Below are 26,370 nucleotides of genomic sequence, written 5' to 3' on the forward strand. Positions count from 1 at the left end.
GAGCTGGAGCGGTCGGTGCGCTAGCAGCCGAACCGCGTCGGCTGGGGTCTGGACACCGCAGATCTGACTCCCGTCTATCTACCCCCTGTCCAAACGAAATCGATGAGATCGTTTAATCTGACACCGCCCTGAGTGACGGATCCGCCTCGGCTTCCACCACTTCAACAAAGAACCGGACGTCTACTTCAACGAAGAGCCGGACGTCGTCGCGACCGTGCGAGTCCTGCGTGGAGTCGGTTAGGACACCACTTGGCGGCCGCGCTGCCAGACGGCATAGATGGGGAGGACACCTGGTCGATAAGCCAGATGAACGTGGGAGGGAGCGTAGAGCAGCATCAGGTCGGCATTCGGAAGACGATAACGCGCTATGAGACTCCTGCTTGTTGGTGCACCCACTCCGCGCACGGCTCTTCAGTGTCCAACTCGACCAGCCCTACGTACATCTGGGCCTTCATCCCGGAGCCACGGCGACATTCAGGTGCTTGGAGTCCCTCGTCTGTGGGCATCAGGACTGCTCAGGTCAGCTCTCACGGGGCGCTACGAAGGTTCCGCGGCCCTGGATCGCGATGACGAAGCCCTCTTCTCGCAGGATGGCGATGGCCTTTCTGACGGTGTCGCGACCCACTTCGTGCTCGTGCATCAACCTCTGCTCGGTCGGGATCGGCCGGTTGGGCGGGAGTGTGCCGTCCGCGATCTTTGTCCGCAGCAGGTCGGCGAGCTGGCGATAGAGCGGTACCGGCCCCTCATGGTCGATCGTCATGAACATAGACCGTAAATGTCCGCATCCGTGGCCCATCACTCGCCCACATTCGCCATCAGGGGCAGACGTTTGCAGACGTTTGCTTTAGCCTGAGCACGCAAGACCTTCAAGGGAGTCGGGCCCGTCCTCGCGACCCAAACGCCAAGACGGGCCCTTGATCGGACACGGGAGGTCCGACCCATGGGTAACCCAATCACAGACCTACGATTCGGGTCCTGCCTGACAGCCGAGATCCAAGCCGTACTCGAGAAGCACGGCTACCGGCTGCCTCCAGGCGGCGATCACATCCGCGATCTTGTCATGGCTCGCGTCGACGTTGCGCTCAAGCACCTCGTCGAGATCTTCGAGGGGCGGACTTGGTGATATGGCGGGATGAGATTCCCGACTTCCATGGTCCGCACGTCGCATCGCCTCAGCCGGGCCATACCAAGCTGACCTGGTACGAACCGACCCAGCGGGCTCAGCGTATCCGCGTGCTCTCACATACCTGCGAGTGCCGCCGAATGACGTACGAATTGTGCGCCGCCGCCGGCCAGGGCTTCGTCCGCCGTACGGACTGGGAGAAGGGCACAGTCCGCGAAACCGCGTGGACGTTGACCGCAGCCGCCAAACGTACCTTCGATCAGATTCTCCAAGGCGAGGCCCGGTGAGAGCGGCGCGGCGGACGCCTCCCTGGGCTCGTCTGCCGCGTCTGCCTCAACGAAGTGCGAATCCTTGATCGGGGCCAATCCCGGAATTCGTGCTCGGGGGTGCAGTCCGGCTCCCGGGCTCTGAGATCGAGTCCCGCCCCTCTGGTAAGTGTGCACGGCACCGCTGACCCGTCTGCGCCAAAACAAGGGTCCCGTTCCACCTGGGCTCTCGCCCGCATGGTGCTGCACGCCGAAGGACCGAAGGAGCCACAAGAGATGGAGACCTTCACGGTGACCATCGCGAGTATCGAGCGATTCGACGGAGAGGCGCCCTACACCTGGGTTGTGGAGGCATACGACTTGATGAGCGCCATTAACAAGGCCCTGGCCTACCACGCCCATTCGCAAGAGCAGCGATTGTGTGACCTGGAAATCGATCCTCTGCACACGTTCGAGGGCCTTCCTCCTGAGAACTGCGGATATCACTGGAACGACCTGCGACCTGCTGCCCTGGGAGAGGACGGATCCGATTGACGAGACTGAGTACGCGATCAGGCCATTGCCGCAAGGGTGAGGATGACCATGGAGTCCGGCGTGACCGGTAGCAGCGGCCATTCGCGCCTGAGGTTCGTGAGTGCAGGCCGATGAGAATGCTGCGCGGTATGTGATCACCAAGGACTCGTCTCATGGGATCATGAGGCGGTGAAATCGAAGCCGTGGAAGGACAGATTGATGGTCACTGTCCTCATGCTGTCGATTTTCGCCATCCTTGGCCTGGCGGTGCTCCTGTGCATGTTCCTCGTCGGCATCAGCCTCCGCAATTTCGAGTGATCAAGGACATGGCATCGGCGCAAACCTGCCGTGTCCAGCCGAAGAGGATGTCCTGGGGCGCTCACCCGATCGGCCGATCGATGGGCACGGGATGAACAGGCTTGGCGCCGGACCGCCCGGGCTCAAGCCCGGATCTATTGAGACGTCAACCGTGCAGGCCCCGGAATAGGTGGCCAGCAGACCGAACTCGCGACCGGCGTACAGCACGCTTGTCTATGTGGCCGACCCAGAGATGGAGCTGCACGTCGTCGCGACCCTGCGAGTCCCGCGTGGAGTAGGTCAGGACACCGCTTGGCGACCGCGCAGCCAGACCGCGGAGATGAGCGGCACGCCGGGTCGATACGCCAGGTGGACGTGGGAGGGAGCGTCCAGCAGCGTCAGGTCGGCGCGCGCGCCCACGACTATCCGCCCCACGTCGTCACGCCGCAGCGCCCGCGCGCCACCCAGTGTCGCCGCCCCCACCGCCTCGTCAGGAGTCATGCCCATCTCCCGAACCGCCAGGGCGATACAGAACGGCATGCTGGTGGTGAAGCTGGAGCCGGGGTTGCAGTCGGTAGACAGTGCCACCGTCACGCCCGCGTCCAGGAGGCGGCGGGCGTCCGGGTACGGGGCTCTGGTGGAGAACTCGGCCCCGGGCAGCAGGGTCGCGACCGTGATCCCGGAGGCCAGGGCGTCCACATCCGCGTCGGTGAGGTGGGTGCAGTGGTCGGCGGAGGCGGCGTTCAGCTCGACGGCGAGTTGGACGCCTGGTCCATGGGTGAGCTGGTTGGCATGGATCCTGGGCACGAGGCCGCGCTTGATGCCGCTCTCCAGTACGGCCCGCGCCTGGTCGCCGTCGAACGCCCCTCGCTCGCAGAAGACGTCCACCCATCGAGCATGGGGAGCGCAGGCGTCCAGCATTGGCCCGGTCACCAGCTCCACGTACGCGTCGGGGTCTTGGTCGGCCGGTACGACGTGTGCGCCAAGGTAGGTCACCTCGTCTGTGTGCTCACCGGCGATGCGCAGCAGGCGTGCCTCGTCCTCGACGGTGAGGCCGTAGCCTGATTTGCACTCGATGACCGTAGTGCCCTGCCGCCGTGCCTCGCCCATCAGGCGGGCCACCCCCGCCGACAGCTCCTCGTCGCTCGCCGCGCGGGTGGCTGCCACCGTCGTACGGATGCCGCCCGCTGTGTACGGCAGGCCGCGCATCCGCGCGTCGAACTCGGCCGTCCGGTCCCCCGCGAAGACCAGGTGGGCATGGGAGTCGACGAAACCAGGGAGCAGGGCCCGGCCAGCGGCGTCGTACATTCGATCCGCCGCCGGGGCCAGTGAAGCCGGCCCCACCCAGGCGATCTCCTCGCCGGAGACGACGACGGCGGCGTCCGTAACGAGCCCGAGCGGACCCTCACCCAGCTGGGGGGCGTTGGTGACCAGTATGGAGATCCCGGTGATCAGGAGGCTCTCCATCGTGCTGCCAACCGCCTGAGTCGTGCCGCCAACCGCGCGAGAACCCGCCACAACGCGCCCGCTCGGGCCGCCAAGCGCGCGAGAGCCCGCCGCTCCGTGCCCGCTCATGCCGCCACCCGCGCGAGAGCCTGCCGCAGCGCGCCCGCGACGTCGGGAACGAGCTGGTGGACGCCGCGCCGTACGATCACTCGGCCGCCCCTGACGACGTCGCTGACGTCGGCGGAGGTGGCCGCGAAGACGGCGGTCTCCACACCGTGCGGGGGCCCTGCGGCCCGGACGAAGTCAAGAGACGCAGTCCGGACGGAGCCGAGGGACGACGCGGTCCGGACCGAGTCGAGGGAGATCGTGACGAGGTCGGCGAGCGCGCCCACCTCCAACCTGCCCGCTTCCGGCCAGCCCAGGGACGGGTGGCCGTCGGCGGTGGCGGCCCGCAGGAGCGCGTCCGCTGTCCAGTGGCCGCGGCGACGAGTGCGCAGCCGCTCGTTCAGCTCCATGGCCCGAGCCTCCTCGAACAGATCGATGACGGCCTGGCTGTCGCTGCCGAGCGACAACGGCGATCCCGCGGCCTGCACCTCGCGAGCGGGTCCAATGCCGTCCGCAAGATCGCGTTCGGTCGTGGGGCACATGCACACTGTGGTCGTGGAGCCGCCGAGCAGCGCGATGTCCTGCGCGGTCAGGTGGGTGGCGTGCACGGCGGTGGTACGCGGCCCGAGCAGCCCGTGGTCGGCGAGCAGGCGCGTAGGCGTGACGCCGTACGCCGCCAGGCAGCCCTCATTCTCAGCGGGCTGCTCGGACACGTGCGCGTGGATCGGGGCGTGCCGCTGCTCCGCCCAGGCACCGACCACCTCGAGCTGGTCGGCGGGAACGGCTCGGACCGAGTGGACGGCCGCGCCGACGCGGGCGTGATCGCGCTCTTTCAACCCGCTGACCCGCTCGGCCCACGCCTCCCCTGAACCGTCGCTGAATCTGAGCTGGGTCTCGTCCGGTGGAGCGCCGAACCCCGATGAGAGGTAGCAGGTGTCGAGCAATGTGATCCGGATGCCGGCCTGGGCGGCCGCCTCTATGAGCGCCTCTCCCATCGCGTTCGGGTCGTCGTAGGCGACACCTCCGGGAGCGTGGTGAAGGTAGTGGAACTCGCCGACGCAGGTGATCCCCGCGAGGGCCATCTCGGCGTAGACCGCCCGTGCCAGCTCCAGGTACTCGTCGGGGGTGAGGCGCACCGCGACCCGGTACATAGTCTCGCGCCAGGTCCAGAAGGTACCGCCGCCGAGCTGCGTGGCCCCGCGCAACGCCCGATGGAAGGCGTGCGAATGGGCGTTGGCCAGCCCGGGGATAACCAGGCCGTCCAGGACGACGGCGTCGCCGGGAGGAGCGCTGCCCGCTTGAAGGGAGACGATACGACCCGCCGAAACGTCGATGAGGACGCCCGACTCCAACGCGCCGGACTCCAAGGACCCCAACGCGCCCGTCCACGCGTACCTCGCCCAGAATCGGCCGTTCACAGCAGATCCTCCAGGACAGCGACCAAAGCGGCCACGCCCGCGAGGCAGTCGGCCTCCTCGGCGTGTTCCTCGGGAGAGTGCGAAACGCCGGTCGGGTTCCGTACGAACAGCATGGCCGTGGGGATGGCCGAAGCGAGAATGCCCGCATCATGCCCCGCACCGGTCGGCAGGACGGGAACCCCACCGAGCCGAGCGGCTAGCCGGTCCCTCAGCGGCCCGTCGAATTCGACCACCGGGGTGAACGACTCGCGAGTGACCTCCGCCCCCGACTCGTGAATGATCTCTTTCACCAGCGTGTCGAGGGTGGCGGAGTCGGCGGCACGCGAGTCCAGCCAGGCGGTCACCCGGGAGGCGATGGCGTTGGTGCCGTTGGGCTCGACGGAGATCTTCCCGAAGGTGGCGAGCGCCCCGGCGAGCCTGGCTTGCTCGCGGGCGTTCAGGACCGTGGCGGCGTAGGCCAGCATCGGGTCGCGGCGGTCCTCCAGGCGGGTGGTGCCCGCGTGGTTGGCCTCTCCATGGAAGTCGAAGCGCCAGCGGCCGTGCGGCCAGATCGCCGACGCGACGCCGACCGGCGCGTCGCCCAGGTTCCTGCCTTGCTCGACATGGAGTTCGACGTACGCGGCGATGCGCGCGAGCCGCTCGTCATCGCGGCCGATCATGGCGGGGTCGTGCCCCCCGCGCTCCATCGCGTCGCCGAGCAGGACGCCATCCTGGTCTCTGAGAGCCCGAGCGTGATCCGGGTCCAGAACCCCCGCCATCAACCGGGACCCGACGCAGGCCACACCGAACCTGGCACCCTCCTCGTCACCGAAGTTGACGATCGCGAACGGGCGCCCACCCGCAGCGCCCCGATCCTGGAGAACGCCCTGGTCCCGGAGCGCGTCCAGGGCCGCGAACGCCGACACAACGCCAAGCGGCCCGTCGTACGCTCCCCCATCAGGCACCGAGTCCAGATGGGAGCCAGTAACGATGGCGTCCCCCGCCGAGGGGTCCCCGTACCAGGCCCACTGGTTGCCGTTCCTGTCGACCTCGTACGTCAAACCCCTCTTGAGAGCCTGCTCCCTGAACCAGGCCCGGCACTCGCCGTCGGCCGCAGTCCAGGCATGGCGGCGATATCCGCCGGTCGCGTCATATCGCCCGACGGGCAGGAGCTCACGCCACATCCCCCGAAAATTTTCCTCGACCTGATCGATCACGCCGAGTCGCCCTCACGCATCGGGATCCGCACGCCGCGCTCCTGGGCGACCTCGGTGGCCCGGTCGTAGCCGGCGTCGACGTGCCGAATAACGCCCATACCCGGATCGTTGGTGAGCACCCGACGGATCTTCTCCCCAGCCAGAGCGGTGCCGTCGGCGACCGTGACCTGCCCGGCGTGAATGGACCGGCCGATGCCAACGCCCCCACCGTGGTGGATGGACACCCATGACGCACCGGAGGCCACGTTCACCATGGCGTTCAGCAGCGGCCAGTCGGCGATGGCGTCGGAGCCGTCGAGCATGGCCTCGGTCTCCCGGTACGGCGAGGCGACGCTGCCGCAGTCGAGGTGGTCCCGGCCGATGGCCAGCGGAGCGGAGATCTCGCCACGGGCCACCATGTCGTTGAACCGGTCACCGGCCTTGTCCCGCTCGCCGTAGCCGAGCCAGCAGATGCGCGCGGGCAGGCCCTGGAAGTGGACCCGCTCCCCCGCCAGCCGGATCCACCGGGCCAGCGACTCGTTCTCCGGGAACAGGTCCAGGATCGCCTGGTCCGTCTTGGCGATGTCCCGGGCGTCGCCCGACAGCGCCGCCCAGCGGAACGGGCCCTTGCCCTCGGAGAACAGCGGCCGGATGTAGGCGGGGACGAAGCCGGGGAAGTCGAAAGCACGAGCGTACCCGGCCAGCTGGGCCTCGCCCCGAATCGAGTTGCCGTAGTCGAACACCTCGGCCCCGGCGTCCTGGAAGCCGACCATCGCCTCCACGTGCCGGGCCATCGAGTGTCGGGCGCGCTCAGTGAACCCGGAAGGGTCCTTGTCCGCCTCGGCGGCCATGTCCTCGAACGCCACCCCGATCGGGAGGTACATCAGCGGGTCGTGAGCCGACGTCTGGTCCGTGACGATGTCGATCTCCGCACCACGCGCGAGCAGGTCCGGTACGGCCTCCGCCGCGTTGGCGACCACGCCGATGGACAGCGGCCGGCGCGCGTCCCGCGCTTCGTAGGCCAGTCGCAGCGCCTCGTCCAGCGACGAAGCCTTGACATCCAGGTAGCGATGCTCGATGCGCCGGTCCACGGAGCGCGGGTCGCAGTCGACGCAGATGGCGACCCCGCCGTTCATGGTGACGGCCAGCGGCTGGGCGCCGCCCATGCCGCCCAGCCCGGCGGTCAGGGTGATGGTCCCGGCCAGCGTGCCGCCGAACTTCTTGGCCGCCACGGCCGAGAACGTCTCGTAGGTGCCCTGGAGGATGCCCTGGGTGCCGATGTAGATCCAGGAGCCGGCCGTCATCTGCCCGTACATGGTCAGGCCGAGCTGCTCCAGCCGCCGGAACTCCGGCCACGTGGCCCAGTCGCCGACCAGGTTGGAGTTGGCGATGAGGACCCGCGGCGCCCATTCGTGCGTGGCCATCACGCCCACCGGGCGGCCCGACTGCACGAGCAGCGTCTCGTCGGCCTTCAACGTGCCGAGTGTGCGGACGATCGCGTCGTAGGAGCGCCAGTCACGGGCCGCCTTGCCGGTGCCGCCGTACACGACGAGCTTGTCGGGATGCTCGGCGACCTCGGGGTCGAGGTTATTCATGAGCATCCGCAGGGCAGCCTCCTGCTGCCACCCTTGGGTGTTGAGCGTCGTGCCACGCGGAGCCCGAACCGGGCGCGGACCGCTGATCTGGTCCATGTTCCTGACCTCCCCCTCTGAGCATCTATTCATTCATATCTATCTAGAATGAATAGATTCAGTCAATAGCTAATCCGTGAACAAGCCGCGCGATGCCGCCGATTGCTCGAACGCCTCCAGGCGGGCCTGCGCGCCCGGGATCTCGTCGACCATGGTCTCCAGCAGGACCCGGCCGAGCATCATGGGCGCGCAGGCCGTGTCGAAGACCAGTTCCGTGCCGACCGGCACGGGCAGCAGCACGTCGGCGAGGTCGGCCGAGGGCGCGAAGGCGTTGTCGGCGATGGTCACCACGCTCAGCCCCACCTTCTTGGCCGCCGACAGGGCCTCCGTCAGCTCGGCGGGGTGGCGGGGCAGGGCGAAGCAGAGCAGGGCGCTCGCCCCGGCGTCGGCCGCCTGCTCGATGCGGTCGGCGAGCATGGAACCGCCCTCGTTGAGCAGGCGTACGTCGGAGTGGACCTTGGCGGCGAAGTAGGCCCAGCCCGCGGCTTGCGCCGCGGCCGCGCGCAGGCCGAGCACGAGCAGCGGCCGGGAGGGTGCCAGCAGCCGGGCGGCCTTGACGATCGCCGTCATGTCCGAGAGCGAGTCGGCCAGATGCTGAAGGTTGGCGATCTCGGTGCGTACCGCCCGCTGGGTCTCGCTCAGGGGCACGCCTTCGCCCGTCTCGCCCCGGCCCGCCGAGTCGGGCAGGCCGAGCTCGCGGATCTGCTTGCGCAGCGCGGGGTAGCCGTCGTACCCGAGGGTCATCGCGAACCGGGTCACCGACGGCTGGCTCACCCCCGCGAGCTCGGCGATCTCCACGCTGGACAGGAAGGCCGCCTGCCCGGCGTGCTGTACCAGGCAGTGCGCGATCCGCCGCTGGGCGGGGGTCAGCCGATGCCCCTCGAACAGCCGCAGCAAGCGGGCCTCCGGCGCGACATCGTCGGTGTTCATGGCTCTCCAGGGGTCTACAGATCGGCAAGTGCGTCGAGAAGACCGGCAGCCGCCGAGACGTCCGCCGTGAGCGGCCGGTCCTCCATCGATAGGTCAAGATTGTCGTCCACCAGCGCGTACGCGCGACCTACCGGCAAGGACCGGTCCTCCCAGGTCGCCTGCTTCACGCCGTCCGGGTCGAGCTGACGCAGAGCGCGGACGGCGGCGACGAGCTCGCAGCCGAGCACCAGCCGGTACGTCTCGACGGCCCGCAGGACCTGGCGGGCGGCCTGCGAGGCGAAGCTCGTGGCCTCCTCCACGCTCCGCGACAGTACGGCATGACCGGACGAGGCCGGAGCCGCCGCGTTCCGCAGCTCGGCGAGGGCGGCGTTCGCGCTGTATTCGAGGATGAGCACCCCGGAGCCGGCCGACGCCCCACCGGCGAGGAACGGCCGCAGCCCCGTGATGCCCGGCTCGTTCAGGGCCGCCAGCCGCGCCGCGGACAGCCGCGCCGTCGGCAGGAGCGCGAGAGACAGCTGGTCCAGCGCGAGCGCCACGTGAGCCGAGAAGAAACCCCCGTGATGGTACGAGGCCGGCCCGCCGTCCGGGCCTTCCGCGCTGATCAGGGGGTTCTCCGCGCCCGCGTTGAGCTCGATGGCCAGCACCCGCTCCAGCGCGTCGGAGGCTTCCAGGGCCGGCCCGTGGATCTGCGGAAAGCAGCGGAAGGCGTACGGGTCCTGGATGCGGCCGGTCGGTGGCGCGGGCCGATCCGGCGCGCCGACGAGCCGGCGGACCTCGGCGGCGACCCGGATGTTGCCCGGATGCGGGCGCGCGGCGTGCACCGGCTCGGCGAAAGCCTCCAGCGAGCCGTCGACGGCCAGCAGGGAGAGCGCGGCCACCACATGGGCGGCTCTGAGCAGGCGGTCCAGGCTGTGGCGGGCCAGGGCCGCCTGTCCCAGGGTGAGGGCGTTGCTGCTGATCAGGGCCAGTGCGTCGCCGGTTTCGAGGCTGATCGGAGGTGGCGGGGTGGGACCGCCGTGCCAGGGGTGCTCTCCGGCGAGGGCCAATCCGAGCTGGGACAGCGCGGCCAGATCACCGGTGCCGACCGCGCCGTACTCGTTCACCGGCGGGTGCACTCCGGCCTTGAGCGCCACGGCGAGCCCGCGGACCACCTCGGGACGGAGACCGGCGTTTCCCACCAGGAGCTGGTTGAGCCGGACGATCATCATCGCCCGAACCTGCCTCGCTGGCAGCAGTGCCCCTATCCCGCCCGCGTGGCTGCGCAGCAGGCGCAGGCCGTGCAGGTCGAAGTCGGCGGGATCGACATCCAGGGTGCGGTTGGCGCCGACGCCGGTACTGCGCCCGTAGACGCGCCCGGTGGCGACGAGGTCGCCCGCCCTGCGCCACGACCGTTCGACCTTGTCGTAGGCGGCCAGAGGCACCTCCACGCAGGCCACGCCGTCGGAGAGCAGCGCGACCGTCTCACTGTCGAGACCATGTCCGTCGAGCTCGATCTGTGGGACGGCCACGCCTACGATTCGAGACGCCACGGCGTTCAACTCCCTTTCACCTGCACAAAACCGACTATTGACACATCTTCATTCGTGCATGAGTCTGCATGAATACATGCAGACCGGCAAGGGTGGTGCCCATGATCCGATTCGAGTCAGTGACAAAGAGGTTCGCCAACGGCACGACAGCCGTGGACGACCTCTCCGTGGAGTTCCTCGAAGGAGGCATCACGGTGCTCGTCGGCTCCTCCGGCTGCGGCAAGACCACCACGCTCCGGATGATCAACCGGCTGGTCGATCCCACCTCTGGCACGGTCAGCCTGGGCGGGCGCGACGTACGGGAGCTGCCCGCGGCTCAGTTGCGGCGCGGCATCGGGTACGTCATCCAGCAGGCGGGCCTGTTTCCGCACCGTACGGTCCTGGACAACATCGCCACCGTGCCGACGCTGCTCGGCTGGGGCCGGCGCAAGGCCCGCGCCAGGGCCGCCGAGCTGCTTGAGGTCGTCGGCCTGGCCGCCGAGTCCGGCAAACGCTATCCCCATCAGCTCTCCGGCGGCCAGCAACAGCGCGTGGGCGTCGCCCGCGCGCTGGCCGCCGACCCGCCCGTCCTGCTCATGGACGAGCCGTTCGGGGCGGTCGACCCGGTGGTCCGTACCCTGCTCCAGGACGAACTGATCCGGCTGCAGGCCGAACTACGCAAGACCATCGTCTTCGTCACCCACGACATCGACGAAGCCGTCCGGCTCGGCGACCGCATCGCGATCTTCCGCACCGGCGGGCACATGGTCCAGATCGCCCCACCCGCCGAACTGCTCGCCCGGCCGGCCGACGACTTCGTCGCCGGATTCCTCGGCGCGGAACGCGGGCTGAAGCTGCTGTCTCTCATCTCCTTGCAGGATGTGCCGTACGAGCCGATCGCCGCGGTACGTACCACCGACACGGCCGCGCAGGCGCGCGCGGAGGCGACGGGGCGCTGGCTGCTCGCGGTCTCCCCCGACGGCAAGCCCGCGGGCTGGCTGGACGTCCACGCGCTCGACGGGTCCGATTCGATCGGGCAGGCGACCCTCACCCCGGTACGCGGCCTGACCGATTCCGACTCGCTGCTCTCGGCGCTCAACGAGACCGTCTCCTCTCCCACCGGGATGGCGGTACGGGTGGACGCGGCGGGCGTGCTGGTCGGGGCTTCCCGAGACGACGTCGTGCACGCCCATCAGCGGAGCCTCGCATGACCATCGAATGGGGCTGGCTCACCACACACACCGACGACCTGCTGACGCTCACGCTGGACCACCTGGCAACGGCGGTCCCCGCCGTACTGCTCGGCCTGCTGATCGCGCTGCCGCTCGCCGTGGTCGCTCACCGGGTCCGTCCGCTCCGCGGGCTGCTGCTCGGCATCTCCAACATCATGTTCACGGTGCCGTCGCTGGCGCTGTTCGTCCTGCTGCTGCCGATCACGGGACTGACCAGGACGACCGCGATCGCCGGGCTGACCGTCTACACCCTGGTCGTCCTGCTCCGCAACACCGTCGAAGGGCTCGACAGCGTGCCCGCCAAGGTCCGGGAGGCCTCCCTGGCCATGGGCAGGGGCAGTCTGGGCACGCTGGTGAAAGTCGAGTTCCCGCTCGCCCTACCGGTGATCATGGCCGGGGTCAGGGTGGCCAGCGTCATGACCATCTCCCTGGTCAGCGTGGCCAGCTACATCGGGTACGGCGGCATCGGCCAGCTGTTCACCGATGGCTTCCAGCGCAGTTTCCCCACCCCCGTACTCGCCGGAGTGGTCCTCACGCTGCTGCTCGCGCTGGCCGCCGACGCGGTGCTCGTCGTTGTGCAATGGCTCTGCACCCCCTGGATCCGCAAGGGAGCGCGCGCATGATGGATCTCCTCGCCCAGCTGACCGCCTGGCTGACCTCCGCCGGCCAGTGGGCCGGTCCGGAGGGCATCGCCCAGCGGCTGTTCGAGCACGTGGAGTACTCCCTGCTCTCCACTCTCGTCGCCGCGCTGATCGCCCTGCCCATCGGGTTGTTCATCGGCCACACCGGGCGGGGCGCGTTCCTCGCCATCAACCTGTCGGGCTTCGGTCGTGCCCTCCCGACCGTGGGCATCGTCACCCTGGTCTTCCTGGTCAGCGGCCTGAGCATGACCCCCGTGTACATCTCCCTGGTCGCACTGGCCATCCCGGCGATCGTGACCAACACTTACGCGGGCATGGCCGCGGTCGAGGCGGACACCAAAGACGCCGCCCGCGGCATGGGGATGACCGGGCTTCAGTCCTTGTGGCGGGTGGAGATCCCCCTCGCCGCTCCGCTGATCATGACAGGGCTGCGGCTGGCGACCGTACAGGTCATCGCGACCGCGACCATCGCGGCCTATGTCAGCTTCGGCGGTCTCGGCCGGTACATCTTCGACGGACTCGCCCAGCGCGACCTCACCCAGGTCCTGGGCGGCGCCGTCCTCGTCGCGGTCCTCGCCGTGGCCGTGGACCTCATCCTCGCCGGAATCCACCGCGTCCTCTTCCGCCACCGCCTTACTTGATGGAGCCTTCTTCATGAATCGCCGGAACTTCGTCGCGGGCGCGCTCGCGCTCGCCGTACTCCCCGTGCTCGCCGCCTGCGGCGGAGGCACGACCAGCCTGAACACGCCGCCGCCCGCCGCGGCGTCTGGGGACTCCACGGTCGTGATCGGTACGGCCAACTTCTCCGAGAACCAGATCCTCGGCTACCTCTACGCCGACGTCCTCGAAGCCGCGGGCGTGAAGACGACGGTCAAGCCCAACCTCGGCTCGCGGGAGATCGTCGTGCCCGCGCTGCAGAACGGCGACATCGACCTGCTGCCCGAATACCAGGGCAACCTCCTGCTGCACTTCGACCCCAAGGCCACCGCGAGCGACTCCGACGCCCTGCAGCAGGCGCTCACCGCCAAGCTGCCGAAGGGACTGACGGTCCTGCCGCCCGCGGCCGCCGAGGACGCGGACGTCTTCACCGTCACCAAGGAGACCGCGGCCAAGTACGGCCTCAGCACCCTCGCCGACCTGGCCAAGCACAACGGCAAGCTGGTCTTCGGCGGACCCCCGGAGGACAAGACCCGCCAGGTCGGCGTGGTCGGGCTCAAGGAGGTCTACGGTGTCGAGTTCAAGGAGTTCAAGTCCCTCGACGCCAGCGGACCGCTGGTCAAGGGAGCCTTGAAGAGCGGCGACGTCCAACTGGGGAACCTCTTCAGCACCGACGTGGACATCGCGAAGAACGGCTGGGTCGTACTGGCCGACCCGAAGCACCTCATCCCGGCCCAGCGCATCGTCCCGCTGATCCGCACCGACAAGGCCACCGACACGGTCAAAACCGCCCTGGCCAAGCTGAACACCGCACTGACCACCGAGGAGCTGAGCAAGCTCGACTCGCTCGTGGACAACGACCACAAGGACCCGGACGAGGTCGCCACCGAGTGGGTCAAGTCCCACGGCTTGTCGAGCTGATCCCCGCCCAAGGCGCCTGGTAAGCCCACTGCCAGGCCAGCTCAAGCGGCCCGCGCTGGAACCGGCGCAGCCACAGCGCGGCCAGCATGACGAACAGCAGGCAGATCCCAGCCCACGCCACGGGCACCCACCAGGGGCGCAGCCAATCAAGCTCGGCGGCCAAGCCCAGGCCCCAGCCGTAGCAGAGCGCGCTGGCGGCCAGGTTCTGGAAGACGTAGCAGGACAGCGCCGTACGTCCGACGTTCGAGACGGCCCTGCGGACCACGCCGGGCGAGCCGCTCATGCCGAGGACGATCGAGCTGATCAGCCCCAGCAGGCCCAGGGCGACCAGCGGCGCCAGGATGTAGCGGTCGACGGCGAACCAGGCGGGCCCCGCGAAGGAAGTGAGCAGGTTCAGCGGCGCGGCGACCCCGAGTCCGACGACGGTCAGCTTCCTGCGCAGGCCCGCGCCGCGTTCATCGAAGACGCCGGCGCGCAGCAGCCGTGAGCCGAGCAGGAACAGCACCACGCCCAGGGGGATGATGAAGACCAGTTCCGAACGGTAGAAGGCGAACTGCTGGAGGCGAGAGGCGACCTGGTCGCTCCAGCCGCCCTGGCTGTAGAGGGTGGTGGCGGTGCTGGTGAAGGCATCGTCGCCCGAGGCCAGCAAGCCCATCGTCAGAAGGCCCACCAGAGAGACGAGCACAGTGCCCGCGGTGATCATCCAGATCCGCACCGTGCGATCGCTCCTGCCGATCAGGTACGCGACGATCATGGAGGTGATCGCGTAGCCCATCAGCACGTCGAACTCGAAGATCAGGATGTAGTGCAGCGCGCCCTCGGCCAACAGCAGGGCCGCGCGCCAGAGGTACCTGCCCGGCCAGGTTCGCCCTTTGCGTACCGCGCTGCGGTACTGCAGTTCGAGGCCGATGCCGAACAGCAGGGTCAGCAGGCCGAGGAACTTCCCGTTGGACAGGAACCGCAGGAACGTCTCCGCCACGCCGATGTCGCCGCCGAGTCCCATCAGCTCCGCCGGGCCGCTGGGATTGGTGAAGATCCAGATGTTCGTCCCGAGCGTGCCCAAGATCGCCACACCGCGTAACACGTCCAGTGCGTCTATCCGTCTCGTCATGCTTCAAGGCTGGCCGCGCGAAACCCCGCCGGTCTCGTCCCACCAGGCGAAAACGGTCGTACATCCATCGATGTACGACCTACAGTCTTTGGTCACGTTCCCCGGCGAGCCTGTCCTGGCGTCGGTGGCCAGCCACTACGGTCTTGAGCGCGACGATGGCCAGGCCGAGGGCGAGGTTGGCGATTCCGGAGATGACGACGACCCTTCTGGAAGAGCCGATCTTGACCGCGGCCGTCACAGCCCAGGTGACCTGGCTCGCCACCGCGACACACAGCGCCGCCCAAGCCGCGACCGCGTTGGACATGCCCAGCCCCGAGGCCATGGCCGCGGCGATCGACGGCGGGAACGAGGCTTGGGCCAGCGGCCATTCACGCCTGGCGACCGTGCGCAGGTTCGCCCAGGTGAGGGGCTTGGCGGGGTATCCGGAGCTCACGACCTGGACGTAGACATGGGTGATCCAGAACACCACCCCCGTACACACCAGGAGCGTCACGAGCTCCGGCGGGGACGGCGGTCCGCCCTCCGCGGCGGAGCCGGCGACCACGGAAGCCGCCAGCAGCGAGCCGTACACGGCACCCCCGAACTCGGCCCGCTCCGCCGCCGCGCTCGCCTCACGCCCGTCCATGCAGCAGTGTCCTTGGACGCCCAGCCGATCAGCCGATCGACGGGCCCGGGATGTACAGACTTGGCGCGGGCCTGCCCAGGATCATCGGAAACGGAGACGGCCATCGCGTCGTCCGGATTATTTCCGACGCCGAGAAGCAGCGGATCCGTAGAGGTGCGCGTTCATAGACCATGGACAGCGAAATCTTGCGGCTGGGGGAGCCGGCATCGAAGGTGTCCGCTCCGCCGGCCGCATCCCCTGACGCTGAGCTGGTCGCCTTCTATCGCCAGCATCGGCTCGGTCTTGTACGGCTCGCGGTGCTGCTTCTCGGCGACCAGGAGACGGCCGAAGACGTGGTGCAGGACGTGTTCGCCCGGCTTCATGGCAGGTGGCGGCCGGGAGTCACGACGATCGCTTATGTCAGGACGTGCGTGCTCAATGGTTCCCGATCGATCCTTCGCCGCCGGGCGCTCGCGCTGCGACGGGTCGAGCCGGTCGCGGGCCTGGCCGACTCGGCGGAGACCGCCGCGCTGATCGGGGAGTCGCGGCGGGAGGTGCTGCTCGCGCTGGCCCGCCTGCCGCGCCGCCAGCGAGAGGCCCTGGTGCTGCGCTTCTACCTCGACCTGTCCGACGCCGAGATCGCCGAGGCCATGCGCGTCAGGCAGAGCACCGTCAGGTCCATGACCGCCCGAGCCCGGGCCAGACTCCTTCACGAGTTGGGAGACAACGCATGAACAGCATTGAAGAGCGACTCCGCGACGCCATGACGGCTCGCGCGGAGATCGTCCGCGACGACCAACGTCCATTCCCCGCCCCACGGCCCAGCCGCGGCTCCAGGAAAGGCATGATCAGAGTCGCCGCCGTCACTCTGACCGTCGCGGTGGCAGCCTTCGCCGCAGTAGAGCTCACCGCCCCCTCGCTGGAACCGCAGGAAAGCATCGTCGCTATGTCACAGAGCAGCACGGTGTCATCTGGAGGGCCCGAGGTCGCGGTCTTCCTCTGCAACGACAGCTCGAGTTGCGCGGGCGGCGAGATCACCACGACAGAACGGAAGAATCTCCAGCTGGCGCTGGAGGCCCTGCCGGACGTGGAAACCGTCGGCTTTGAGGACCAACAGCAGGCCTGGGACAGCTTCCGTCAGGCGTACAAGGACAGACCCCTGCTCCTGAAGTCGACAGCCCTCACCGACATGCCCGAGTCCTTCCGTGCCCGGATCAGGGCGGGTGCCGACCTTGCGGCCGTGGCCAAGGCCGCGAGTGAACTGCCCGGTGTGTCCATGAGCGTCGACCAGGCTTGCGTCCTCGACAACGCCAATTTCTGGGGGTACGTCAAGAAGATCCTGGGAAGAGCTGAGCAGTGCTCCTTCCCCGGCAAGGGGCGGTGACCCGCATCAGCTGAAAATTCAGCGCGATCTATAACGAGAATGTCTGGCAATTGTCTGAACCCGGGTCGATATGCGCCACGTACATCGTGGCAATCGACATCCGGAGACAGCGATGAACATTCGCCATTCAGCTCCCGTTCTTGCAATTTTAGTCCTTTCTGGTGTCGCCGCCTGCGGGAGCGGATCCGCTCAGCAACCCCCATGGGCAGTCGGCGGACGCCAGGCACGCGCGACTCCAGCCCAGCAAGGCGTGGTCACCCCGGCTGAGGCCAAGGGCATTCTCGGCCGGTACGAGAAGCTGGCCGACCAGGCCGTACTTCAGGGGAAAGGGTGGGAGGCCGCGGAGGCGGGGCTCTCCCTACAGCAGACCAAGGCGGACGAGCGCCTGAACGGCATGATCGGCAACCACAGCACTAATCCGATGGAGATACGCAAGACGCGTTTCACCATTCCCAGGAGCGGCGGCGCTAATGCGCCGTGGTTCCTGGCCGAATTCACGCGGAAAGGGAACAAGTCCTGGACGCAGGCCATCTTCCAGAAGACGGCCCAGGGGTGGCGCGTGGTCGCGTCCTCCTTCACGGACTCGACGATGAAGGTGCCGGCCATAGCCAAGGACCGCGACGGACTCGCCACCGCGCTACCAGCGGACGAGCGCGGAACTCTGGCGCTCTCGCCCCGGCAGGCGGCCCAGTCGCATGTACGCATGATCGCCACCGCGGGCGCCGACCCGCGTGCCCGGCAGACGATCGCTCCGGGCAAGTTCACCACCGAGGTCGCCGATTTCGTGCTGGCTGAGCGGAAAGGGTTGGGCGGCCAGTGGAATGTGCGCTACCAGCCGGAACTCGTACCGGAAATCTTCGCGCTCAAGACCTCTGCCGGCGGGGCCCTCATCTGGTACGGGGCCCTGCAGGGAGACAGCTTCATCGCCCGGTCCGGGAGCACGTTTACGGCGAGCTTTCCTGATCGCGAAACCGCTGCTCTGAGCCACGGCAAGACCTTCAAGAAGCGGCTCAAGCGCAATAGTGTGAGCAGCTATCTCGCCGTCATACCACCGTCTCGTGGGAAGGCTCGCGTCATCAATCAGCGGTTCTCACTGCTCAGCATTACGGGCGCCTGACGTACCAGGGTGAATCTGCGAATGCGCCTCTTCGACAGAATGTCCCGCCAGGAGCGCCGTGACCCCGCTGGTGAAGTTGGCGCACTCGAAGATGTTCTCGTGCGGGCAGGCCAACCCATGGGCGATGGCCGTGCGGGCCACCTGAGCCTGGGCGATCCGTTGATCCAGCTCGGTGAGCTTGCGTTCGTACAGCTCCCGCCAACCGTCGCCGTCCGGCGAGCGAGCCGCGACGAACGCCTTGACCTCCCGCAACGTGAAACCGACACCTCGCAGCAGCAACACCACACCGACCAGGTTGACCGCCGATGGTGGATAACGCCGTTGGCCGGAGACCCGGACCGGTGCCGGTAGCAGGCCGAGGTCCTCCCAGTAGCGCAGCGCGGAGGTGGCCACACCGGTGCGGTGAGCCAGCTCGCCGATCGTCAGCTGCTCGTCCATGTTGACTTCAAGCGTACTTGAAGCCGTTGACTGGCGATCATGCGGACAACAGGGACATCTCTCAAGCAACGCGTGATCAAATACTTGGTGGGTCAGGCCCAGCGCCCCCGGGGCATCGTCGGGTGGGCGAACGGCTGGATGTTCGCGCATCGCCCCTCCAACCGGCAGCGCAATATCTGGGCGGTGCGGTTGCTGGACGTCCAGCCAACCGACCGGGTGCTCGAGATCGGTTTCGGTCCCGGCGTCGCCATCGCCGAGTTCGCCGGCCGCGCCACCCAGGGCCATGTCTTCGGCGTCGACCACTCGCAGGCCATGGTCCGGCGGGCCACCCGCCACAACGCCGCCGCCGTCCGCGCCCGCCGCGTGCACCTCACGTGTGCCTCTGTGGAACGGTTGCCGAGCTTCGGCGATCCGCTCGATGCCATCCTCGCCGTCAATTCCCTGGGGTTCTGGCCCGACCCGGTGGCGCGGCTTCGCGAGCTGCGCGGCCTGCTCCGGCCCGGAGGGCGCATCGCGCTCGTCAGCCAGCCTCGCTGCCCCGGTGCCACCCGGGACACCACGGTCCGGGCCGCTCAAGAGCTCCAGGGCCTGCTCACCCAGGCCGGCTTCACCCAGCTCCGGGTCGAGACCCTTGAGCTCGATCCGCCCGTCGCCTGTGTGCTCGCCAACAACCCATGACCTCGACCTCAGCGGGCGCGGAGGTACGCGTCCAGGTCGGCGGCGCCCTTGAGCATCGCGCGGCCCCGGGCGGACAGGCGGGCCTGCCAGTCGCGCAGGGTCGACTCCAGCGGGGCGACGCCGCCGGCGGAGCGGACCTGAGCGATCAGCGGGGCGATCTGCTCCAGCAGGTAGCCGCCCCGCCTGAGCTGGTGGGCCAGCCGGACATCCCGTACGTCGGCCGCGCTGTAGATCCGGTAACCCGTCTGCGGATCGCGGCGCGGCTGGATCAGCCCGGCGTTCTCCCATTTGCGCAGAGTGGCGGGGCGGATGCCGAGCCTGCCCGCCAGGGGGCCGATGAACGTGTCGCCGCGCTCCTGCGGCACCGGCGCCAGGTCGCGGAGCGCGGCTTCGACGGCCTGGAGGGTGCGGCGGTCGTCGAGGAGCTGGCCGTGGCTCTCGTCGATGAGCCGCAGCGCGTCCTCGGTGGCACCCCGGTTGACCGCCTGCATGATCGACGTGGCCGTGTGGTGGCCGTGGCCCGGCACGAGGGCGAGGAACGCGCGCAGGGCTTGCGCGTGCAGCGGCGTATAGGTGCGATAGCCGTGGGCGGTGCGTTCGGCGGCGGGCAGGATGCCGGCGTCCTCGTAGTTTCTGATCGCCTGGGTGGACAGGCCGTGCTCGCGCGCCAGATCCACTGGCCTCATAGATGCATCACCGATTGAAGGCTCATCGCGGTGGAAGGGGGTATTTGCGGGGTAAAGTTTACACCGAAAGTTCAACGATACCGTTTAAGGAATGGATATCAAGGACACCGCCCGTCCGCTTGACGGCGCGAGCATCTCGGCGTTCCTCCGGACGCTGCCCGCCAAGCCCCTGCTGCTCGGTCTGGGTGAGGCCCGGCACTTCGTGCAGGAGTTGGGCGAGGCGCGCAACGAGATCTTCCGGCATCTGGTCGAGCACGAGGGCTACCGGTCGTTCGCCATCGAGAGCGACTGCCTCATGGGCCTCGTGGTGAACGACTACATCACGACGGGCACGGGCACGCTCGACGACGTCATGGAGCGCGGCTTCAGCCACAACTTCGGCACGTCCCCGGCCAACCGCGAGCTCGTACGCTGGATGCGTACATACAACGAGGAGCACGACGAAAAGCTCCGGTTCTTCGGCTTCGACGGCCCGCTGGAGTATTGGGCGGCGAGCCCGCGCCAGGCACTCACCGGCCTCTATGACCTCCTCGACGGCCCGCTCCCCGGCGCCGTAGTGACCAGGGAAACCCTCGACACGCTGCTGGGCCCGGACGACCGGTGGTCGAACGAGGCCACGGCCATGGATCCGTCCCTGTCGATCGGCCAGTCCGCCGACGCCCAGCGGTTGCGGCTGATCGCCGACGACCTGGTGGCGCTGCTCGACACGCAGGCGCCGGGGCTGAGCGCGGAGGACAGGGAGCTGGCGGAGCTGTACGGGCGCACCGCCGTCGGCCTGCTCCGCTTCCATTACTGGATGGCCGACGCGTCCCCGGCGCGGTGGACCCGGCTGTCGGCCCTGCGGGACGCGATGATGGCCGCCAACCTGCGGGCCATCGCCGAGCACGGCCCGGCCCTGGTCTTCTCCGCCAACCTCCACCTGCAGCGGCACAAGAGCTTCATGTCGTTCGGCGACCAGACGCTGGAGTGGTGGAGCGCTGGGGCGATCACCGGAACGCAGCTGGGCGACCGGTACGCCTTCCTGGCCTCGGCCTTCGGCACGGTCGGCGAGGACACCCCGTCCCCGGACACCGTCGAGGGCATCTTGTCCGGGCTCCCCTGGGACCACTCGCTCATCGACGCCCGCCAGTTGGCCGAGGCCGTCACGAAGCCTGCCCAGCGCGTCTCCCAAGATTTCGCCTATTTCCCGCTGGACCCGGCCCAGCTCGACCTGATCGACGGCGTCGTCTTCCTCAAGCAGGCCGTCAGGCTGTCAGGCTGGCCCGAGAGGGGATGAGCCGGCGGCGGTGGCGAGGCGGGTGGAGAGGGCGCGGACGCGGTCGACGAGTTCGGGCGGCGCGTGCACCTCGAAGTCGATGTCCATGAGCGCGACCCAGACGGCGAGTTCGTCGAGGTGGTTCGCCCCGCTGGACAGCATGCAGGACCGCTCGTCGATCGGCTCGATCGTCCCCGTCGTGGCCGGCATGTGCGCGGCGACGACCTCGGCCGGCGCGTACATCTTGAATCGGCCCTGGTACCGATAGGGCGCGCTGGAGATCGACCGGGACATGTAGGCCGCCACGTCGGAGTCGGGCGGGTCGCGGGGGACGTACCGCGGCCCGTTCGGCGTCCGCAGGCTCAGGCGGTCGATCCGGTAGGTACGCCAGTCGGCCCGGTCGGTGTCCCACCCCAGCAGGTACCAGTGCCGCCCCGAATGGACGAGCCGACAGGGCTCGGCGGCGCGAACGCTCTCCTGCCCGTCGTGCGTCCGGTAGTCGAACCGCAGGGTCTCGTGGTCACGGCAGGCGGCGGCTATCGCGGTAAGGGCCGCCGGGTCCACCACCGAACCCGCCCGCCCCATCGGCACGGTCATCGACTGCAGCGCGTGTACGTGATGCCGGAGCCGGGACGGCAGCACCCGCTCCAGCTTGGCCAGCGCCCGCACGGAGGTCTCCTCGATCCCCGACACCGAGCCCCCGGCCGCCGTCCGCAGCCCCACCGCGACCGCCACCGCCTCCTCGTCGTCCAACAGCAGCGGCGGCAGGTCCGTACCCGCGCCGAGCCGGTAACCGGGGGCGCCGGGGGTGGTGTGCACGGGATAGCCGAGCTCGCGCAGCCGCCCGACGTCACGGCGGACGGTACGCACGGTCACGCCGAGCCGCTCGGCCAACTCCACGCCCGACCGCTCCCGATGGGTCTGGAGAAGCGAGAGCAGTCTGAGCAACCGGGCCGATGTCTCCAACATGTTCTCCAGATTGCCGCACTCCTAGGACTGCTCCTGTCCTAGCTCGTTCCTAGCGTGTACTGCATGACGTTCACCACGGAGATCAGTCCGTTCCGCATCGATATCCCGCAGTCCGCGCTCGACGACCTGCACGACCGGCTGGCGCGCACCCTCTGGCCCGACGAGCTGCCCGGCGTCGGCTGGTCGTACGGCATCCCGGTCTCGTACGTGCGCCGGCTGGCCGAGTACTGGCGCACCGGATACGACTGGCGCGAGCACGAGGCGGCGCTCAACGAGTACCCGCAGTTCACCACCGAGATCGACGGCCAGAGCGTTCATTTCCTGCATGTGCGCTCCCCCGAGCCGGACGCGCTGCCGCTGGTCCTCACCCACGGCTGGCCCGGCTCGATCGTCGAGTTCATGAAGATCATCGGCCCGCTCACCGACCCGCGCGGCCACGGCGGCGACCCCGCCGACGCCTTCCACGTCGTCGCCCCGTCCATCCCCGGCTTCGCCTTCTCCGGCCCCACCCGCGAGACCGGCTGGGACCTGAGCCGGGTCGCCCGCGCGTGGGCCGAGCTGATGAGCCGCCTCGGCTACGAGCGCTACGGCGCCCAGGGCGGCGACAGCGGCTCGGTCATCTCCCCCGAACTCGGCCGCTTCGCCCCCGACCGGGTGGCCGGCGTACACGTCAACGGCGCGCTCGGCTTCCCGACCTTCGACCCGGCCGAGATGGAGGGCCTCACGGAGACCGAGCTGGCCCGCATGCAGCAGTACGCCGACAACGACCGCTCCGGCTACGCGATGATCCAGGCCACCCGGCCGCAGACCGTCGCCTTCGGCCTGCACGACTCCCCCGCCGCCCAGCTGGCCTGGATCGTGGAGAAGTTCAAGGAGTGGACCGACCCCGCGCATGACCTGCCCGAGGACGCGGTCGACCTGGACCAGATGCTCACCGACGTGACGATCTACTGGCTGACGCGCACCGCCGCCTCGTCGGCCCGGCTCTACAAGGAGGGCTCGGCACAGTGGGGAACGCCGGTCGAACGCTCGGAGGTCCCGCACGGGGTCGCGGTCTTCCCCGGCGACGGCGGGATCCGGCGGATCGCCGAGCGCGAGCACAATGTGATCCACTGGTCGGAGTACGACCGGGGCGGCCACTTCGCCGCCATGGAGGCCCCTGACCTGCTGGTCGACGACGTACGGGCATTCTTCCGAAAGGTCCGCTAGCTCCGGGCCCTGTGGGAGCCGCGGTCTGTCGGGGCAGGAAGGCCGCGGAACATCCGCGCACCGCGGCTCTCAATCTCTGTTGAACGGATCGCGCCGTAGCACGACCTTGGTAGTGCGGGCACGGTAGGCCTGGGGTGCCTGATCCCACTTGGCGGTCAGCTGCGGCGTCGTTGACGGAGCGGGTCGTTCGCGAAGGATCGATCGGTGACCGTCGATCGGCGATCCTGTGTACGCGCGGCCCGCGAAACAGGGAAAATGGAGTCCGCGAAACAGGGAAAACTCGGCGCGCGAAACAGGGAAAACCGGGCTCTGCGCTGTCTATTTGCAGGTGAGGGCGGTATGGATCTTCTTCCTCGGCTCGCGGCCGACTCTCTCAAGGAGCTTCTCGCAGAGCTCAGGATCGTCATCATCAACGGACCGCGCCAGTCCGGCAAGACAACGCTGCTCCAGTCCTGCCGACGGTTCGGCGAAGCCACGTTCACCACCCTCGACGATCCTTCAGAGCTCGCCATCGCCAAGGACGATCCGCGCACTTTCGTACGCAGACGGCCCCAACCGGTGATCATCGACGAGATTCAACGAGCCGGTGATCCCCTGATTCTGGCCATCAAGCAGGTAGTCGACGAGGACTGGTCTCCAGGCCAGTTCGTGCTGTCAGGGTCGACCCGCTTTCTCAGCATCCCCACGTTGTCGGAGTCGCTCGCGGGTCGGGTGGCCTTCGTGGACCTGTGGCCCTTCGCGGTCAGCGAGCGAGTGGGCGACGCGGGCAGATTCTGCGATCAGGCGTTCATCGACCCGGGGGCCTTCACCAGTCGCCAGTCGGCATGGACACGCGAGGACTACATCCACCTCATTAGCCAGGGCAGCTATCCGGAAGTCCTGCGTCTGAACTCACCGGTGGCGATTCGGGCGTGGTTCCGTGGCTACCTGGACACCGTGATCTCGCGCGACATCCGCGAGTTCGCCCATGTCAACAAGGCCCAGGCGATCCCCGATCTGATCGCCCTGGTCGCGGCTCGAGCAGGCGGCCAGGTCGTCCTCGCTCATATCGCCGAAGGTCTAGGGCTGGACGTCGCAACCGTGCGTACATATCTGGCCTACCTGGAAACCGTGTTCCTGGTCGCTCCGGCGCCCGCATGGTCCAACAACCTCAGCTCTCGGGTGACCCACGCACCCAAGACCTATGTGACTGACAGCGGACTGGCCGCCCACCTAATGGACGTGGACGCGGAGTCGCTCCTTGCCCCTGGTCATCCAGCCCTCGGCGGACTGCTCGAGACCTTCGTCTTCGCAGAGCTGCTCAAGTTGTCGACCTTCGCCCGCCGACATGTCGCCGTACGGCACTATCGGGACAGGGAGAAGCGGGAAGTCGACTTCATCCTCGAACGCCGCGACGGCACTGTGGTCGGCATCGAGGTCAAGGCGTCGGCCACGCCCAAGAGCGAGGACGCCAAGCACCTGCGCTGGCTGAGAGACAAGCTCGGCGACAGGTTCCGTGCCGGGTATGTCCTGCACCTCGGTGCGACGAACCTCCCGTCAGGGGATCGAATCTTCTTCTCGCCACTGTCGATCCTGTGGAATCACATGGGACCGGATACGGTGACACCGAGCCTACCGTCCCGCCGCTAGCCTCACCGGCTCACGCCCAATGAACCGACCCCGCGCATGACCTGCCCGAGGACGCGGTCGACCTCGCCCAGATGCTCACCGACGTGACGATCTAACGGCTGACCCGCTGGCCGGAGTACGACCGGGGCCACTTCCCCGCCATGGAGGCCCCTGACCTGCTGGTCGACGACGTGCGGGCATTCTTCCGAAAGGTCCGCTGACTCCAGCCTGCGTCAAAGCCGTCGACGCGGGCCGATGGAAGCCTCGGGTGTGTCGAGCCAAAGCTGTTGCCCTTCGGGGGTTACGGTCATGCCGAATCGCTCAAGGCCCGGCTCGCCCCAGCTCACCCACCGAAAGTACGCGTCTGTCACCTCCTCCCAGAGATGGCGGTCGCCGAGCTCGTACACCCAATGCTCGCCGTCGGGCTCATAGATGGCGGCGCCCCACTGGCCGGCATTGCCGGGATCGACGAGGAACAAACGTTTCTCGTCGTCGAGGCGCATGCGGAGACCGGTGAGGGCCGACATCACCAGGTTGGCGCCGGCCGGCGCGTACGTGATCGTGCGGGGGTCCACCGCGGTGGTGAACCGCCGGCCGCTACAGTCGTCCGGATCACCCTTGGTAGCGCCCTGCGAGCGCATCATCATGTACGAGGCGTAGCCCGGGAACCGCCCAATCGCGCTGCCGTCCGGGAGAACAACGAGCCGTAGCGAGTGGTCGGTGTCGAACCCGGTCGAGAACGGCGTGACAACGACCGCGCCCGGGCGGCACTGCGCGATCCAGGCGTACGGAACCGTGTGCACCGCGCACGTCACGTGCACGCGGTCGTACGGCGCTGCCTCGGCCCAGCCTTCCGCCCCGTCACCAACGATCAGGTGCGGGTGCACGCCGGCCGCGGCCAGGTTCTTTGCCGCCTGCTCGGCGACGGCCTGGTCGACCTCGATGGACGTCACCCGCGACGCGTCGCCAACCAGGTGAGACAACAGCGCGGCCGTCCACCCGGTGCCGGTGCCCACCTCGAGTACACGGTGCCCAGGGTCGGGGTCGAGCTGCGTGAGCAGGTCGACCACCGTGCCCGGGGCCGAGTTCGACGAGGTATAAAGCCCTTCGACCTCGCGGATGTCCGTCGCGCCCTTGTCGAGCTGCGTCACGATGGGGGCCCTGCCGTACACGGCCGCCCACCATGCCTCGGGATCGCTGCCCCGGTCGATCAGCTCGGGGCCGGCGTCCGTCGTGGCCACTCCCACCGGGGGCACGTACAGGTGCCGCGGCACCGCGTGTAGCGCGTCGATGATCGTGCCCCTGATCGGGGCACGAGTTCTGCTGATCGCCGCGATCATGCCCTCGACGCTGGCATCGAGCTCGGGCGTCACTTGCCCTTGCCCTTC

At 68.5% G+C, this 26,370-nt stretch carries 26 protein-coding genes; 13 read left to right on the forward strand and 13 right to left on the reverse strand.

Features of this window, described 5'->3' with window-relative positions:
• Positions 1-520 precede the first annotated feature (520 nt).
• Entirely contained in the window at positions 521-760 is a 240-nt protein-coding gene (locus AB0B64_RS32590) for a winged helix-turn-helix domain-containing protein (RefSeq protein ID WP_358181880.1), read from the reverse strand.
• Between the two features lie 503 nt (positions 761-1,263).
• Between AB0B64_RS32590 and AB0B64_RS32595 the strand changes: the two genes are divergently transcribed.
• Together AB0B64_RS32595 and AB0B64_RS32600 are read left to right on the forward strand one after the other, a co-directional pair.
• On the forward strand, positions 1,264-1,410 hold the full coding sequence (locus AB0B64_RS32595; protein WP_358181883.1) for a hypothetical protein: 147 nt from the start codon (positions 1,264-1,266) through the stop codon (positions 1,408-1,410).
• Positions 1,411-1,665: 255 nt separating this feature from the next.
• Positions 1,666-1,923, forward strand: a complete 258-nt coding sequence (locus AB0B64_RS32600) for a hypothetical protein (RefSeq protein ID WP_358181886.1) — start codon at positions 1,666-1,668, stop codon at positions 1,921-1,923.
• A 576-nt stretch (positions 1,924-2,499) separates the two neighbouring features.
• Here the strand turns inward: AB0B64_RS32600 and hutI are convergent.
• The 6 genes from hutI to AB0B64_RS32630 form a co-directional block, all read right to left on the reverse strand.
• A complete protein-coding gene (gene hutI, locus AB0B64_RS32605) occupies positions 2,500-3,666 on the reverse strand; it encodes an imidazolonepropionase (protein ID WP_358181889.1) in 1,167 nt (388 codons plus the stop codon).
• A gap of 104 nt (positions 3,667-3,770) precedes the next feature.
• Complete coding sequence (locus AB0B64_RS32610) at positions 3,771-5,168, reverse strand: formimidoylglutamate deiminase (protein WP_358181892.1); 1,398 nt, start codon at positions 5,166-5,168, stop codon at positions 3,771-3,773.
• Positions 5,165-6,331, reverse strand: coding sequence for an allantoate amidohydrolase (locus tag AB0B64_RS32615; RefSeq protein WP_358181895.1), 1,167 nt, complete (start codon positions 6,329-6,331; stop codon positions 5,165-5,167). The genes AB0B64_RS32610 and AB0B64_RS32615 overlap by 4 nt, the downstream gene beginning before the upstream one ends.
• Before the next feature lie 29 nt (positions 6,332-6,360).
• Complete coding sequence (gene hutU / locus AB0B64_RS32620) at positions 6,361-8,034, reverse strand: urocanate hydratase (protein WP_358181898.1); 1,674 nt, start codon at positions 8,032-8,034, stop codon at positions 6,361-6,363.
• Positions 8,035-8,103: 69 nt separating this feature from the next.
• On the reverse strand, positions 8,104-8,964 hold the full coding sequence (locus AB0B64_RS32625; protein ID WP_358181901.1) for a MurR/RpiR family transcriptional regulator: 861 nt from the start codon (positions 8,962-8,964) through the stop codon (positions 8,104-8,106).
• A gap of 14 nt (positions 8,965-8,978) precedes the next feature.
• Positions 8,979-10,472 carry an aromatic amino acid ammonia-lyase gene (locus tag AB0B64_RS32630; RefSeq protein WP_358181904.1) on the reverse strand — a complete coding sequence of 498 codons (1,494 nt, stop codon included), beginning with the start codon at positions 10,470-10,472 and terminating at the stop codon, positions 8,979-8,981.
• A 122-nt stretch (positions 10,473-10,594) separates the two neighbouring features.
• Here AB0B64_RS32630 and AB0B64_RS32635 point away from each other — a divergent pair, with 122 nt between their 5' ends.
• Genes AB0B64_RS32635 through AB0B64_RS32650 form a run of 4 tightly spaced genes read left to right on the forward strand, consistent with a single transcriptional unit; the run spans position 10,595 to position 13,923 of the window.
• A complete protein-coding gene (locus AB0B64_RS32635; protein ID WP_358181907.1) occupies positions 10,595-11,683 on the forward strand; it encodes an ATP-binding cassette domain-containing protein in 1,089 nt (362 codons plus the stop codon).
• Positions 11,680-12,327: an ABC transporter permease gene (locus tag AB0B64_RS32640; RefSeq protein WP_358181910.1), complete on the forward strand. Its 648-nt coding sequence runs from the start codon at positions 11,680-11,682 to the stop codon at positions 12,325-12,327. The genes AB0B64_RS32635 and AB0B64_RS32640 overlap by 4 nt, the downstream gene beginning before the upstream one ends.
• Positions 12,324-12,986, forward strand: a complete 663-nt coding sequence (locus AB0B64_RS32645; protein WP_358181913.1) for an ABC transporter permease — start codon at positions 12,324-12,326, stop codon at positions 12,984-12,986. Before AB0B64_RS32640 ends, AB0B64_RS32645 begins: the two co-directional genes overlap by 4 nt.
• Before the next feature lie 13 nt (positions 12,987-12,999).
• Positions 13,000-13,923, forward strand: a complete 924-nt coding sequence (locus AB0B64_RS32650) for an ABC transporter substrate-binding protein (RefSeq protein ID WP_358181916.1) — start codon at positions 13,000-13,002, stop codon at positions 13,921-13,923.
• On the opposite strand, the gene AB0B64_RS32655 is transcribed toward AB0B64_RS32650, so the two are convergent.
• The gene (locus AB0B64_RS32655) at positions 13,898-15,034 is read right to left on the reverse strand and encodes a DUF418 domain-containing protein (RefSeq protein ID WP_358181919.1); all 1,137 of its coding nucleotides are present in this window, start codon (positions 15,032-15,034) and stop codon (positions 13,898-13,900) included. The genes AB0B64_RS32650 and AB0B64_RS32655 overlap by 26 nt on opposite strands.
• A gap of 79 nt (positions 15,035-15,113) precedes the next feature.
• Positions 15,114-15,659, reverse strand: a complete 546-nt coding sequence (locus AB0B64_RS32660) for a hypothetical protein (protein ID WP_358181922.1) — start codon at positions 15,657-15,659, stop codon at positions 15,114-15,116.
• Between the two features lie 170 nt (positions 15,660-15,829).
• Between AB0B64_RS32660 and AB0B64_RS32665 the strand changes: the two genes are divergently transcribed.
• From AB0B64_RS32665 to AB0B64_RS32675, 3 genes are all read left to right on the forward strand, one after another.
• Positions 15,830-16,372, forward strand: a complete 543-nt coding sequence (locus tag AB0B64_RS32665; protein ID WP_358181925.1) for a sigma-70 family RNA polymerase sigma factor — start codon at positions 15,830-15,832, stop codon at positions 16,370-16,372.
• Positions 16,369-17,022: a permease-like cell division protein FtsX gene (locus AB0B64_RS32670; RefSeq protein WP_358181928.1), complete on the forward strand. Its 654-nt coding sequence runs from the start codon at positions 16,369-16,371 to the stop codon at positions 17,020-17,022. The genes AB0B64_RS32665 and AB0B64_RS32670 overlap by 4 nt, the downstream gene beginning before the upstream one ends.
• A gap of 112 nt (positions 17,023-17,134) precedes the next feature.
• Positions 17,135-18,139, forward strand: a complete 1,005-nt coding sequence (locus AB0B64_RS32675) for a hypothetical protein (RefSeq protein WP_358181931.1) — start codon at positions 17,135-17,137, stop codon at positions 18,137-18,139.
• Here the strand turns inward: AB0B64_RS32675 and AB0B64_RS32680 are convergent.
• Positions 18,113-18,577, reverse strand: coding sequence for a MerR family transcriptional regulator (locus tag AB0B64_RS32680; RefSeq protein WP_358181933.1), 465 nt, complete (start codon positions 18,575-18,577; stop codon positions 18,113-18,115). The genes AB0B64_RS32675 and AB0B64_RS32680 overlap by 27 nt on opposite strands.
• A gap of 72 nt (positions 18,578-18,649) precedes the next feature.
• Here AB0B64_RS32680 and AB0B64_RS32685 point away from each other — a divergent pair, with 72 nt between their 5' ends.
• Entirely contained in the window at positions 18,650-19,255 is a 606-nt protein-coding gene (locus AB0B64_RS32685) for a class I SAM-dependent methyltransferase (RefSeq protein ID WP_357957723.1), read from the forward strand.
• Between the two features lie 8 nt (positions 19,256-19,263).
• Here AB0B64_RS32685 and AB0B64_RS32690 read toward each other — a convergent pair whose 3' ends face one another.
• Positions 19,264-19,941, reverse strand: a complete 678-nt coding sequence (locus AB0B64_RS32690) for a TioE family transcriptional regulator (protein ID WP_357957725.1) — start codon at positions 19,939-19,941, stop codon at positions 19,264-19,266.
• A 91-nt stretch (positions 19,942-20,032) separates the two neighbouring features.
• Between AB0B64_RS32690 and AB0B64_RS32695 the strand changes: the two genes are divergently transcribed.
• Entirely contained in the window at positions 20,033-21,217 is a 1,185-nt protein-coding gene (locus tag AB0B64_RS32695) for an erythromycin esterase family protein (protein WP_358181936.1), read from the forward strand.
• On the opposite strand, the gene AB0B64_RS32700 is transcribed toward AB0B64_RS32695, so the two are convergent.
• Entirely contained in the window at positions 21,194-22,165 is a 972-nt protein-coding gene (locus AB0B64_RS32700; protein ID WP_358181939.1) for a WYL domain-containing protein, read from the reverse strand. The genes AB0B64_RS32695 and AB0B64_RS32700 overlap by 24 nt on opposite strands.
• 63 nt (positions 22,166-22,228) lie before the next feature.
• Here AB0B64_RS32700 and AB0B64_RS32705 point away from each other — a divergent pair, with 63 nt between their 5' ends.
• A complete protein-coding gene (locus AB0B64_RS32705; protein WP_358181942.1) occupies positions 22,229-23,374 on the forward strand; it encodes an epoxide hydrolase family protein in 1,146 nt (381 codons plus the stop codon).
• Between the two features lie 204 nt (positions 23,375-23,578).
• Entirely contained in the window at positions 23,579-25,003 is a 1,425-nt protein-coding gene (locus AB0B64_RS32710) for an ATP-binding protein (protein ID WP_358181945.1), read from the forward strand.
• 212 nt (positions 25,004-25,215) lie between these two features.
• On the opposite strand, the gene AB0B64_RS32715 is transcribed toward AB0B64_RS32710, so the two are convergent.
• The gene (locus AB0B64_RS32715; protein ID WP_358181948.1) at positions 25,216-26,355 is read right to left on the reverse strand and encodes a methyltransferase domain-containing protein; all 1,140 of its coding nucleotides are present in this window, start codon (positions 26,353-26,355) and stop codon (positions 25,216-25,218) included.
• Positions 26,356-26,370 lie beyond the last annotated feature (15 nt).

This window comes from Nonomuraea sp. NPDC049129 (assembly GCF_040648495.1).
Classification (GTDB): domain Bacteria; phylum Actinomycetota; class Actinomycetes; order Streptosporangiales; family Streptosporangiaceae; genus Nonomuraea.